Source organism: Nonomuraea sp. NPDC003214 (assembly GCF_053590035.1).
This window is the reverse complement of record NZ_JBSFSX010000007.1, coordinates 59,339-71,810: the sequence shown is the minus strand read 5'-3', so window position 1 is coordinate 71,810 and position 12,472 is coordinate 59,339. Positions and strand designations below refer to the sequence as shown.

Annotated in this window: 10 protein-coding genes; 1 reads left to right on the top strand and 9 read right to left on the bottom strand. The window is 71.6% G+C overall.

Annotated features, from left to right (window positions below; all coding sequences use genetic code 11):
* Positions 1-26: 26 nt before the first annotated feature.
* A complete protein-coding gene (locus ACWDXC_RS22305; RefSeq protein ID WP_364181954.1) occupies positions 27-956 on the bottom strand; it encodes a LysR family transcriptional regulator in 930 nt (309 codons plus the stop codon).
* 77 nt (positions 957-1,033) lie between these two features.
* Here ACWDXC_RS22305 and ACWDXC_RS22300 point away from each other — a divergent pair, with 77 nt between their 5' ends.
* Entirely contained in the window at positions 1,034-3,304 is a 2,271-nt protein-coding gene (locus ACWDXC_RS22300; RefSeq protein ID WP_449984898.1) for a M64 family metallopeptidase, read from the top strand.
* On the opposite strand, the gene ACWDXC_RS22295 is transcribed toward ACWDXC_RS22300, so the two are convergent.
* The 8 genes from ACWDXC_RS22295 to ACWDXC_RS22260 all read right to left on the bottom strand — a co-directional run bounded on the left by ACWDXC_RS22295 (position 3,248) and on the right by ACWDXC_RS22260 (position 12,324).
* Positions 3,248-4,243 carry a phosphotransferase family protein gene (locus ACWDXC_RS22295; RefSeq protein WP_219509404.1) on the bottom strand — a complete coding sequence of 332 codons (996 nt, stop codon included), beginning with the start codon at positions 4,241-4,243 and terminating at the stop codon, positions 3,248-3,250. The two genes, ACWDXC_RS22300 and ACWDXC_RS22295, sit on opposite strands and share 57 nt — an antisense overlap.
* Positions 4,244-4,259: 16 nt before the next feature.
* A complete protein-coding gene (locus tag ACWDXC_RS22290) occupies positions 4,260-5,087 on the bottom strand; it encodes an aldose 1-epimerase family protein (RefSeq protein ID WP_219509405.1) in 828 nt (275 codons plus the stop codon).
* A 52-nt stretch (positions 5,088-5,139) separates the two neighbouring features.
* A complete protein-coding gene (locus ACWDXC_RS22285) occupies positions 5,140-6,141 on the bottom strand; it encodes a LacI family DNA-binding transcriptional regulator (protein WP_357590598.1) in 1,002 nt (333 codons plus the stop codon).
* A complete protein-coding gene (locus tag ACWDXC_RS22280) occupies positions 6,122-7,531 on the bottom strand; it encodes a GH1 family beta-glucosidase (RefSeq protein WP_219509407.1) in 1,410 nt (469 codons plus the stop codon). Before ACWDXC_RS22280 ends, ACWDXC_RS22285 begins: the two co-directional genes overlap by 20 nt.
* Complete coding sequence (locus ACWDXC_RS22275) at positions 7,528-8,379, bottom strand: carbohydrate ABC transporter permease (protein WP_219509408.1); 852 nt, start codon at positions 8,377-8,379, stop codon at positions 7,528-7,530. Before ACWDXC_RS22275 ends, ACWDXC_RS22280 begins: the two co-directional genes overlap by 4 nt.
* Positions 8,376-9,329: a carbohydrate ABC transporter permease gene (locus ACWDXC_RS22270; RefSeq protein WP_364181942.1), complete on the bottom strand. Its 954-nt coding sequence runs from the start codon at positions 9,327-9,329 to the stop codon at positions 8,376-8,378. Before ACWDXC_RS22270 ends, ACWDXC_RS22275 begins: the two co-directional genes overlap by 4 nt.
* Positions 9,330-9,410: 81 nt before the next feature.
* The gene (locus tag ACWDXC_RS22265; protein ID WP_449984892.1) at positions 9,411-10,745 is read right to left on the bottom strand and encodes an ABC transporter substrate-binding protein; all 1,335 of its coding nucleotides are present in this window, start codon (positions 10,743-10,745) and stop codon (positions 9,411-9,413) included.
* A gap of 268 nt (positions 10,746-11,013) precedes the next feature.
* A complete protein-coding gene (locus ACWDXC_RS22260) occupies positions 11,014-12,324 on the bottom strand; it encodes an RNA polymerase sigma factor (protein ID WP_449984889.1) in 1,311 nt (436 codons plus the stop codon).
* Positions 12,325-12,472: the final 148 nt, after the last annotated feature.

Sequence of the window (12,472 nt, the reverse complement as noted above, 5' to 3'; positions counted from 1 at the left end):
CCGGCGCCCGCGGGCCGGGTGGCGGGTCAGGGCTGGCGGGTGAGCCAGGTGGTGTACGGGGGACGGCGGGCGGCGACGGCGGCGTGGGCGGCGCGGGCGCTGTCCAGCAGGGCCGGTACGTGGGCGGCGAACCCCGGGCGCCACACGAGCACCTGCCGCATCCACAGCGGGTTGCCCGCCAGCGGCCGCACGACGACGCCGGGCCCGGGGTCGTGCAGCGCCTGGCAGGCGGAGACCGCGTGCCCGGCGCCGATGAGCTCGCCGCGTACCCCGGCCCCGATGAGCTGGTAGCGGGCGCGGGGGGTGAAGCCGGCGCGCCCGCACGCGTCCAGCAGGTGCTCGGGCCACCCGAGCCCGTCCGGCGGCGGCAGCACCCACGGCTCGCCGGCCAGGTCGGCGAGCTCGACCTCCTCCCGCGAGGCGAGCGGGTGAGCGGCGGGCAGGGCGACGAACACCGGCTCGACGGCCACGGCCTCCAGCCCGAGAGAGGGCTGGGGGCGCAGTTCGTGCCCCGGGTAGTCGGCGACGAGGGCGACGTCGAGCCGCCCGTTGGCGACCATGTCGACCAGGACGCGGACGAAGTGCTCGGTCTGCAGGGTGATGCGCGCCTCGGGGAAGGCCCGCATCAAATTGGCGACGAGCGGCACGACGACGGGGTGCTCGAAGCTGCCGACGCGCACGGCCTGCCCGGCGAGCTCGTACGGCCCGGCGGCGAGCAGGTCGTCCACGCCGGCGAGCACCACCCGGGCCCTGGCCAGCACGAACTCGCCGAACGGGGTGGCGGTGACGCCGCGGTGGTCGCGGGCGAAGACGGGCCCGCCGAGCACCCGCTCGATGCGGCGGAGCTGGGCGGTGAGCGCGGGCTGGGAGACGCCGAGCGCGGCGGCGGCCCTGGTGACGCTGCCTTGGTCGGCGATGGTCCGGAGCGTCTCCAGATGCCGCAGCTCCAGCTTCATCCGGCAGAAGGTATCACGCCGGGGTTATGCCCTTATGGGATGAGACGTCCGGCCTGGCCGGGCCGATAGTGCTGGGCATGCGCACAATCGCGGCCCTCGTGCTGGCCGCCGCAGTCGTGTACGTCCCCTCCCAGGCTGTCGCCACCACCGCCACGGTGGCGGCCACGGTGGCCGCCGCCGAGCCCGGCGCCGCCACCGTCGTGCCCGTGCAGGTCACCGGCGCGCCGGAGAAGCGGTTCAACCTGATCGTCATGGGCGACGGCTACACCGAGTCAGAGCAGGCGAAGTTCGGCCAGGACGTCGACCGTCACCTCAACGTGATGTGGTCGATCGAGCCGTTCAAGTCCTACCGCAACTACATCAACGTCTACCGGGTCGACATCGTGTCCGGCGAATCGGGCATCAGCTGTGACCCCGACCTGACCTCGCCGCGCAGGACGACCCCGCTGAGCATGGGCTTCTGGGGCCGCTGCAACCCGGGCAGCGTGCAGCGGCTCATCACCATGGACAACGGCGCCGCCAACCGCTACGCCAACCTGGTCGCCGGCACCACGTCCGGCAACCGGCAGATCCTCGCCCTGGGCAACAGCGGCACGTACGGCGGCGCGGGCGGCTCGTACGCCACCGCGTCGGGCAGCAACGCCATGTCCGCCCTGATCAGCCCGCACGAGCTGGGCCACTCGCTGGGCGGGCTGCAGGACGAGTACGACTACTACCAGCGCGGCGAACCCGGCGGCGCCTACAGCGGCGGCGAGCCGTCGTCGGCGCACCACACGCTGCTGACCGAGCAGCAGATGCGCGAGCAGCAGCGCAAGTGGTGGCGCTGGCTGGGCGAGCCCAGCGAGTCGGGCGGCCCGATCGCCCGCTACGAGGGCGGCCTGTACGCCACGACCGGCGTGTGGCGGCCGAGTCAGCACTCGATGATGAAGACCCTCGGCTACTACTTCGACCAGGTCAGCCGCGAGGTCATGGTCCGGCGCATCACCGCGAAGACCGCGGTCGTGCAGGACGCCACCCCGTCCGGGCAGCCGGTCGGCGCGGACCGCGTGCTGTGGGTCGAGCCGATGCGCCCGGTCAGCCACAGCCTGACCACCACCTGGAACGTCGACGGCAAGGACCTGCCGGGTGACGCCGACACGCTCGACCTGCGCACGCTCGGCCTCAGCCCCGGCACCCACACGGTCAAGGCCACGGTGACCGACCCGACGGAGTTCGTCCGCGACCCGGCCGTGCGCGCCGCGCTGACGGCGAGCAGGACGTGGACCGTCGACACGACGCTCACCACCCCGCCCGACGGCGTCGAGCCGGGCTTCACCTCCTCCACCCCGACCGACCGCCCGGCGGGCGCCGAGGACGTCATATACGTCGAGACCACGCACCCGGCGCACACCGTGCCGAAGGTCGCCTGGGAGCTCGACGGCGAGCGCGTCGGCGACGGCGGCACCGACCTCGACCTGGGCGAGCTGGACCTGAGCCCCGGCACGCACCGGCTCACCGCGAGCCTCGGCGGCGACACGCTGACCTGGACGGTCGACGCCGTCGCCCCCGCGACCGGCTACGAGCTGTCGGAGCCGCTGGTCAGATCCGGCGACACCTACGTCTACAACGGCCCGTTCTCGATGCGGCTGACCGGCGACGACGACCGCGACGGGTACGTGGTCTCGGAGTCGCGGGTCGACGGCGACGGCTGGTTCAACTACTTCGGCTGGCCGACCTCCTCGGAGCTGCCGTGGACGTTCACCGAGGAGGGCACGGTCATCGACCACCTCGTGTACGGCAAGCTGCCCCGGGGCCGCCACACGGTCGAGTACCGCTCGATCGACGCGGCGGGCAACGCGGGCAAGGCGAAGTCGTTCACCGTCACGACGATCGCGCCGCCGCCCGCGTGCACCCGCACGGTCACCGGCGCCCACCGCGGCCCGCTCACCGTGACCGGCGGCGTGACCTGCCTCGACGGCGCCACCGTCACCGGGCCGGTCCAGGTGCGGGCCGGGGCGTCGCTGGTGGCCGACGGCGGCCGGATCTCCGGCACGCTCACCGCCTCCGGCGCCGCCGAGCTGCACCTGCTGGGCACCCGCGTGGACGGCGCGCTGACCGCCGACCGGACCGGGACGCTCACCGTCGTGGGCGCCGAGCTGCGCGGCGCGGCCTCGCTGACCCGCAACACGGCCCCGGCCGTGTCCGGCACCACGGTCAAGGGCGCGCTCTCCTGCACCGGCAACACCCCCGCCCCGGCGGACCTGGGCGTGCCGAACCGGGTCACCGGCGCGGGCGGCGGCCAGTGCCGCGACCTACGCGAGGGCCCCAGGGGCGGGAGCTACGAGGCGATCCAGCAGCTCGCCCAGTGAGCTGAACGCCGCGTCGCGGATCCGGGCGTACTCCTCCTCGGGGTACTGCCTGGGTCCGTTCTCCACCAGCAGGATCAGCGACAGGTAGGCGCGGTAGAGGTCGAGCCGGGTACGCGCGGACGCGGTGAGCTCCAGCGGGCGCACCTCGCGGTACCCGGCCAGCATCGGATCGTCCTCGCGCAGCTCCCCGAAGATCGTCGGCGTGACGAACTCGGCCAGCGGATCGCCCCAGAACGCCCGCTCGTGGTCGATGATCGCCTGGATGCGCGGCGTGCCCGACACGTCGAGGAACACGTTCCCCTTCCAGATGTCGAAGTGCACCAGCCGCGGCGTCGTCACCTCGTCCAGCACCGGCGAGGCCGCCTCCAGCACCTCCATGATCCGGCCGGGCGGCGCGGGCAGCGGCGTCGGGTAGCGCCCGGTGTCGCCGAGCAGCGCCCCCGCCATCGCCAGGAACGCCTCCCGCCAGGTCGCGCCGGTGATCCCGGCGTGCGGGTAGCCGAACACCTCGCCGGTCACCGAGTTGAAGCGGGCCATCAGCCGGCCCAGCTCGCGCCGCAGCTCGTCCTCGTTGCCCGGCCGCGCGTCGTTCCACGACACGCCGTCGAGCGCGGACAGCATCAGGTAGTCGCCGCCCAGCACCGGATCGTCGAACCCGGCCCGCAGCAGCGCCGCCACCGGCACCCCGGCCGCCGCCACCAGCTCGTACGCGGCCGCCTCCATGCGCAGCAGGTTGCGTTCGTAGCTGAGCTGGTCGAGCTCGGGCGGCGGCGCCAGCTTGCACACCACCTCGCGGCCGTCGTCCAGCCGCAGCCGCCACACGGCGTTGGCGTAGCCGTCGGTCAGCTCGGTGTGCCCCACGACCCCGGCGCCCAGCGCGCGGCGGGCCAGGGCGTCGAGCTCGGCGGGGGATAAGCGGCGTTTCGTCCTGCTGTCCACGCGAGCAAGTGTGGCCTCAGGCGGCGCCGATCGTCCAGCGCGCCTCGTGCTCGCCGCCCGGCTTCAGCACCACCAGGTCGGTGCCCGAGTTGAACGCGTCGGGCGGGCACGTCATCGGCTCCACCGCCACGCCCTCGTAGCCGAGCTGACGGCTGGTGCACACCTGCACCCACGGCAGCACCGCCGGGTCCCACGTCAGCCGCACCCCGCCGACCCGCACCTCGCCCCGCGCCAGGCCGGTGAACGCGTGGTCGACCACCGCGCCGTCCACCGCCCGGACGCGCGTGAAGTCGTACGGGGTGCCGGAGACGTCCGCCAGCTCGCGGGGGAGCAGCGCGTCGTCGGGCAGCAGCACCTTGGCCGCCGGCACCTCCAGCTCGTCGCCGAGCAGCCACGGGTGCGGCCCGCACCCGTAGGGCGCGTCGTGCTCGCCCGCGTTGCGGGCCAGCACCGTCGTGGTCAGCCCCCGCTCGCCCAGCTCGTGCGTCACCGCCAGCTCCAGCGTGAACGGATAGCCGGGCGCGCCGTCGATCCGGTACGTGAGCCGCACCCGGGAGCCGCCCGCCTCGGCGATCTCCCAGTCGTCACGCGCCACCAGCCCGTGGATGGCGTGGCCGCGCTCCGGCTCGGTCACCGCCAGCTCGTGCGTGCGGCCCTCGAAGGTGTAGCGGGCGCCGCCCACCCGGTTGGGCCACGGCGCCAGGATCGTGCCCGCGAAGTAGGGCACCGGCCCGCCCTCGGGCCAGGAGGTGACCAGGTCGCGCTCGCCGTGCCTGAGTGTCCTGAGCGCGGCTCCGCGGCGGCTCACCTGAGCGGTGTAGCCCCCGCCGACAAGCTGAGGCACGACAGACGTCCTCTCGACTGGTGTAAACGGTTTCGGAAATGATATCGGCAGGTCAGGCGGATTCGCGGCGCACCAGGTGAGTGTCGAGGATGACGACCGGCTGGCGCAGCTCCTCGCCGTTGATGCGGGCCACCAGCAGCAGCGCCATCTGCCGGCCCATCGCCTCCATCGGCTGGTGCACGGTGGTCAGCGGCGGGTCGGCGTGCAGCGCGGCCTTGGAGTCGTCGAACCCGATCACCGCCACGTCCTCCGGGATCGCCCGGCCCGCCGCCTTGAGCACCCGCATCGCGCCCAGCGCCATCGGGTCGGAGGCGGCGAACACCGCGTCGACGTCGGGGTGGGCGGCCAGCAGCTCGGCCATGGCCGACTCGCCGCTCTCCTCGGAGAAGTCGCCGTAGGCCACCAGCTCCGGCAGGCCCGTCGGCAGCACCGCGTCGCGGTAGCCCGACAGACGGTCGACGCCCACGCCCATGTCCTGCGGCCCGGCGATGGTGGCGATCCGGGCGCGGCCGAGGCCCAGCAGGTGCTTGACCGCCTGCCGGGCCCCCGCCCTGTTGTCCATGTCGACGTAGCTGTAGGGGGTCGCCGGACCGACCGGCCGGCCGCCCAGCACGGTCGGCACGCCCATCGCCTCCAGCCGGCCCGGCAGCGGGTCGTCGCCGTGCAGCGACAGCAGCAGCACGCCGTCGACGTGCTGGCCGGTCAGGTAGTGCTCCAGCCGGGCGTGCTCCTGCCGCGAGCGGGCCATCGCCAGGATGAGCTGCAGCCCCGTCTCGGTCAGCGCCGAGCCGATGCCCCGGATGGTGCCGGCGAAGTAGGGCTCGTCGAACACCCGGAACTCCGACTCCGACACCACCAGGGCCACCGTGTCGGTGCGCCGCGTCACCAGCGCGCGGGCCGCCCGGTTGGGCACGTAACCCAGCTCCTGGATGGCCTGCTGGACCGCCTCGCGGGCCTTCTCGCTGACGTTGGGTGAGCCGTTGATGACTCTCGACACGGTGCCCCGGCCGACGCCGGCCCGAGCTGCGACTGCCTCAAGAGTCGGTCGGTTCATGGGCCCTATTCTGCCGGATGATCTCGGCATACCAGATCGCGCTGTCCTTCAGCACCCGCTGCTGCGTCTCGTAGTCGACGCGGACCAGCCCGAACCGCTTGCCGTACCCCCAGGCCCACTCGAAGTTGTCCATCAGCGACCAGGCGAAGTAGCCCTCGAGCGGCACGCCGGAGTCGATCGCCGTGCGGCAGGCGCGCAGGTGCGCCTCGATGTAGTCACGGCGCTCGGTGTCGCGCACCCGGCCGTCCTCCAGCACGTCGTCGAAGGCCGCGCCGTTCTCCGAGACCACCAGCGGGACCGGCGGATAGTCGCGAGCCACCCGCTGCAGCACCTCGACCAGGCCGTCCTCGTCGATCTCCCAGCCCATCGAGGTGACGGGCCGGCCGCCGTTGACGAACGACACGTGCTCGCTGCCGATCCACGGCGAGCCCGTCTCGGTCGGCGCGGCCGAGGCCGACGCCTTCCCGCCGGCCTCACCGGAGACGGTGAAGCGGCTGTAGTAGTTGACCAGCAGCACGTCGATCGGCGCGTTGATGGTCTTGAGGTCGCCGTCCTCGATGAAGGACAGGTCCATCCCCAGGTCGTCCAGGACGTCCTGGGGATAGCGGCCCGTCAGCAGCGCGTCGAGGAAGAACCGGTTCTGCAGCCCGTCGATGCGGCGGGCGGCGTCCTGGTCAGCCTCACTGGCCGTGGCCGGGGTGATCGCGTACAGGTTGACGCAACCCCCCACCCGCCTGGCGCCCATGGCCTGGACCCCTAGTCCATGGGCGAGGTTGAGGTGGTGCGCGGCCCGGATCGCGTTCTCGGGCTCGCGGCGTCCCGGAGCGTGCTCGCCCGAGGCGTAACCCAGGAAGGCCGCGCACCACGGCTCGTTGACGGTGCTCCACGTGTGCACGTGATCCTTCAGCGCGTCGTGCACCGCCGCCGCGTACTCGGCGAAGCGCAGCGCGGTGTCGCGCTCCGGCCAGCCGCCCTTGTCCTCCAGGGCCTGAGGCAGGTCCCAGTGGTAGAGCGTCAGCCAGGGATCGATGCCGTGCGAGCGGAGCTCGTCCGTCAGTCGCTTGTAGAAGTCGAGACCCTTGTGGTTGACGGGTCCCGAACCGTACGGCTGGACGCGCGGCCACGACACGGAGAACCTGTAGGAGCTCAGCCCCAGGTCCGCCATGATCCGCACGTCGTCGCGGTAACGGTGGTAATGGTCGATGGCCACGTCCGCGTGCTGGCCGCCGACCACCCTGCCCGGCGTTCTGGTGAACGTGTCCCAGATGGAGACGCCGCGGCCGTCGGCCGTCACCGCGCCCTCGATCTGGTAGGCAGAGGTGGCCGCACCCCACGCGAACCCGGTGGGGAATCGCAGCTCGGAGCGGGTCTGCTCCTCCTGAGTCGTCACGCCTTGACCGCACCTTCCATCAGGCCGCCGACGATCTGCCGGCCGAACAGCACGAAAACCACGAAGAGAGGGAGGACCGAGGCCGCGGTGCCGGCGAACAGCATCACGTAGTCGGTGCCGTGCGCCTGGTTGAGCGCCGCGATCGAGGTCTGCACCACCGGGTTCTCCGGCAGCAGCACGATGAGCGGCCACATGAACTCGTTCCACGTCTGCATGAAGACCAGCAGCGCGAGCACCGCCATGCCCGGCCGCAGCGCCGGCAGGATGACCTTGCGGTAGATGCCCATCGTGGACGCCCCGTCGACCCGGGCCGCCTCGACCAGCTCGTCGGGCACCGCCTGGGAGGCGTACTGCGTCATCATGAACACGCCGAACCCGTTCACCAGGAACGGCAGGATCACCGCCTGGAGCTTGCCGGTCCAGCCGAGCGTCACCATGAGCTCGTAGAGCGGGACGATGCCCATCTGCTGCAGCGGCACCATCATCGTCACCAGGATCACGCCGAGCAGCACCTTCGAGCCGCGGAAGCGCAGCTTGGAGAAGGCGAACCCGGCCAGCGTCGAGATGAGCACCACCGACACCGTGACGGTCGTGGCCACGATCGCCGAGTTGACCAGGCCGGTGATGAAGTACGCGTCCTCGGTGGTGAGCAGGCGTTCGACGTTCTCGCCCAGGTGCCCGCCGGGCAGGAGCGGCGGCGGCACGTCGAGGGCGTCGTCGTTCGTCCGCGTCGCCATGATGAACATGTAGTAGATGGGGAAGGCGGACAGCAGCAGGGCCACGGCCAGCACGACCTTGGTGAGAGCCCCCGCTTCCCACAGGCGGCCGGTCGGTTGTCCGGCGGTCATCGCGCACCCCCGATGCGGCGAGTGAAGAAGTAGTTGATCATCGTGCCGATGAGGATCAGCACGAACAGCAGCCAGGCCGCCGCGGAGGCGTAGCCGATCTCGAAGCTGCCCCGGAAGGCCTGCTCCACGATGAACATCGCCACCGTCTGGTACTGGCCTGTGGTGCCGCCGGTCATCATCTGCTCGCCCTCGAACGTCACCGGCTCGGTGAACAGCGTCAGGCCGCCGATGGTGGAGATGAAGACCACGAACACGATCGTCGGGCGCAGCATCGGCAGCGTGATCTGCCAGAACTGCCGCCGGGCCGACGCGCCGTCGATGGCGGCGGCCTCGTACAGGTCCTTGGGGATCGTCTGCATCGCGGCGAGCAGGATGATCGCGTTGTAGCCGGTCCAGCGCCAGTCGACCATCGTGGCGATGGCGATCCAGGACGACCACTTCTCGTTCTGCCAGGCGATCGGCTCGATGCCCACCAGGCCGAGGGCCCAGTTGAACAGGCCGTAGTCACGGCTGTAGAGCTGGCTGAAGATGACGGCCACCGCGACCACCGAGGTGATCATCGGCAGCAGCACGCCGAGGCGCAGCAGCAGCCGGCCGCGCAGCCTCTTGTTCAGCGCGTTGGCCAGCACCAGCGACAGGATCAGCTGCGGGACGGTGGCCAGCACGAACATGCCGACCGTGTTGAACACCGCGTTCCAGAACTCGGCGTCGGCGATCAGCTCGGCGTAGTTGCCGAGGCCGGCGAAGGTCCGGTCCCCGGCCAGCTCGGCGTCGTGCAGCGACAGCCAGAGCGTGTAGACCAGGGGGAAGATCCCGAAGACGGCGAAGAGCAGGAAGTAAGGGGACACCAGGAGATACGGCATCCCCTTGATGTCGAAGCGGGCCAGACGCCGCCTGGGCGCCGCCCGCCTGCCGGACGCGTGCCGCGGCGGCGCGAGTTGGAGAGTCATGAAGGGCCTTTCGAGCCGGTGCGGGAGTGAGGTGGCGTCCGCCGCGGGGGAGGACGCCACCCGTTTCCTTCAGGCGAGCCGTCAGCCGGCTGCCTTGACGCCCGCTTCGACGAACTTGGTCCAGGCCTCGTCGTAGCCGATGGCGCCCTGGTCCATGCCCTCGAGCACCTTCTCCACCGAGGTCTTGACCTGGGCGTGCTTCTCGCCGAGGAACACCGGCTGCAGGTCCTTGACCGAGGCCGCGAAGATCTCGCCCGTCGGCACGTCGTTGAAGTACTCGTTCTTCAGGCCCGCCACCTCAGGGTCCTGCTGGGCCGGGATGGAGCTCGGGAACGCGCCCGCCTCCTTGAAGGCCGCCACGTGGCCCTCCTTGCCCGTCAGGTAGTTGAGCACCTGCGCGGCTTCCTTCGGGTGCTTGGTCTGCTTGGGGATGGCCAGCCAGGAGCCGCCCCAGTTGCCCGACCCGCCCGGCACGGCCGCGACGTCCCAGTTTCCCTTGTTCTCGTCACCGGCCGCGCCGGAGATCACACCGAGCATCCACGACGGGCAGCCCATGGTGGCGAAGTCGCCGCCCTTGATGGCCTTGTTCCACGGCGGGCTGAACGCCTGCAGCTTGGCCGTCAGGCCCTGCTGGCTGAACTTCTGCACCCAGTCGAAGGACGTCTTGACCGCCGGGTTCGTCTCCAGCACGAGCTGGTTGCTCTTGTCGAAGTAGGAGACGTTGCCGTTCTTCGGCGCCTCCTGCGAAAGGATCACGTTGTAGATGGTGTTCGGGCCGTCCATCCACTTGGCGTCCTTGTTGGCGGCCTGGAACTTCTTGCCGGCCTCCAGGTACGCGTCCCAGGTCGGCCAGAGCTTGGCGACCTCCTCGCGGTCGGTCGGCAGCCCCGCCTTCTCGAACAGGTCCTTGCGGTAGCACATGGTCATGCCGCCGATGTCGGTGCCGAGCGCGAACAGCTTGCCGTCGGCGTTGATGCCCGCCTCCCACTTGGCCGCCGGGAAGTCGGCCTTGCGGTCCTGCAGCCCGTGCTCGCCCAGGTCGGTAAAGAACTGCGGCCGGGCGGCCATCAGGCCCATCGCGCCCTCGTCGATGCCGACGATGTCGCCGGCGCCGCTGCCCGCCTGCAGGCGCTGCAGCAGCTGCGGCAGGTAGACGTCCTCGAACCGGTCGGTCAGGTTCGTGTACTTGATCTGGATGTTCGGGTGCTCGGCGTTCCACTTCTCGACGGCGGCGTCGTAACCGAAGTTCTCGCCACCGCCGAAGGTGTGCACATTGATCGTGACAGGCTCTGCCGCCGCCGTCGTCTCACCGGCCCCGGCCGGCGTCGTCGTGCCGCCGCCGCCACACGCGGCCGTCGCGACGGCCAGCGCCGCGACCATGACACCGGAAACAGCAAAGCGCTTGTGGTTCGTCATTCCGTACCCCTTTTGGGTGTGGATCGTGGGAGGTGCATCGCGGGGTGAGCCGCGAGAGGAAGGTCTTTGGGAGCGCTCCCACAAAGAGTGCCCGTATGGCGTGCGGACGTCAACGTCCCGAAACTCAACCGTTACCTCTGGGGTGTTTCAGGGCACTAGAAGCGGATTTTTCACCTTAAAGGGCTCATATAGCCCTTTGGGAGCGCTCCCATCTCATGCGCACCTATTCCACACCACTCCGGGCAGCCCACCCCGGCGGCGGTGGGGATCAGCCGCAGGCCAGGGCGCGCTCCTCCAGCAGCCGCCGCTCCCGCCCGTTGCGCGTCAGCCCCGCCGCCCGCACGAACTCCGCCCGCGCCTCCGCCAGCCGGCCCAGCCGGAACAGCAGATCCCCGCGCACGCTCGGCAGCAGATGGTAGCCGCGCATCGCGGGCTCCCCGGCGATCTGGTCCACCAGCTCCAGCCCCACCGCCGGGCCGTACGCCATCGCCAGCGCCACCGCCCGGTTCAGCTCCACCACCGGCGAGCGCGACAGGCGCGCCAGCTCCTCGTACAGCGCCGCGATCCGCGCCCAGTCGGTCTCCTCCGCCGTCAGCGCGCGCGCGTGACAGGCGGCGATCGCCGCCTGCAACGTGTACGGCCCCATCCCCCCGCCCGCGGCCCCGCCCACAGCCTCGCCCGGAGCCCCACCCACAGCCTCGCCCAGGTTCCCGCCCCGGTCCCCGCTCAGTTCCTCGGCCCGCGCCAGCGCCGCTAGGCCGCGGCCGATGAGCAGCCGGTCCCAGCGCGCCCGGTTCTGCTCCAGCAGCAGCACCGGCTCGCCCGACGGCCCCACCCGCGCCGCCGCCCGCGACGCCTGGATCTCCATCAGCGCCACCAGCCCGTGGACCTCCGCCTCCTTCGGCATCAGCCCGGCCAGCACCCGCCCCAGCCGAAGCGCGTCCTCGCACAGCCCCGGCCGCATCCAGTCGTCACCCGCCGTCGCCGAATAGCCCTCGTTGAAGATCAGGTAGATGACCTCCAGCACCGACGACAGCCGATCCGCCAGCTCCGCGCCCTCCGGCACCTCGAACGGCACCCCGCGCTCCGCCAGCGTCCGCTTGGCTCGCACCACCCGCTGCGCCATCGTCGACTCCGGCACCAGGAACGCCCGCGCGATCTCGTCCGTCGACAACCCGCCCAGCACCCGCAACGTCAGCGCCACCCGCGCCTCCGTCGACAGCACCGGATGGCACGCCGTGAAAACCAGCCGCAGCAGGTCGTCCTCGATCTCCTCGACGCCCGGCAGCTCCGTCTCGTCGTCCAGCTCCCGGCCCAGCTCGACCAGCTTGCGCTCGAACCGCTCCCGCCGCCGGATCATGTCCACCGCCCGGCGCTTGCCCACGGTCATCAGCCAGGCGCCCGGATTGCGCGGCACCCCCTCCCGCGGCCACTGCTCCAGCGCCGCCACCAGCGCGTCCTGCGCCAGCTCCTCCGCGAGGCCGACGTCACGCACCATCCCGGCCAGCCCGGCGATCACCCGGGCCGCCTCGATGCGCCACACCGCCTCAATGGCCCGATGAGTCTCCGACGCTGTCACCCGCCCATGACAACAGCCCCGCCCACCCCCTCGCAACCCGAGCGCCCTCCCGTGGGACGCACCCCTCCCACCACGCGGCCCCGCCGCTTCGTGGGGGCACGCCTCCCTGAGGCGGCGGCTTCCCATGAGGCGGCGGCTGCGCCGCGCA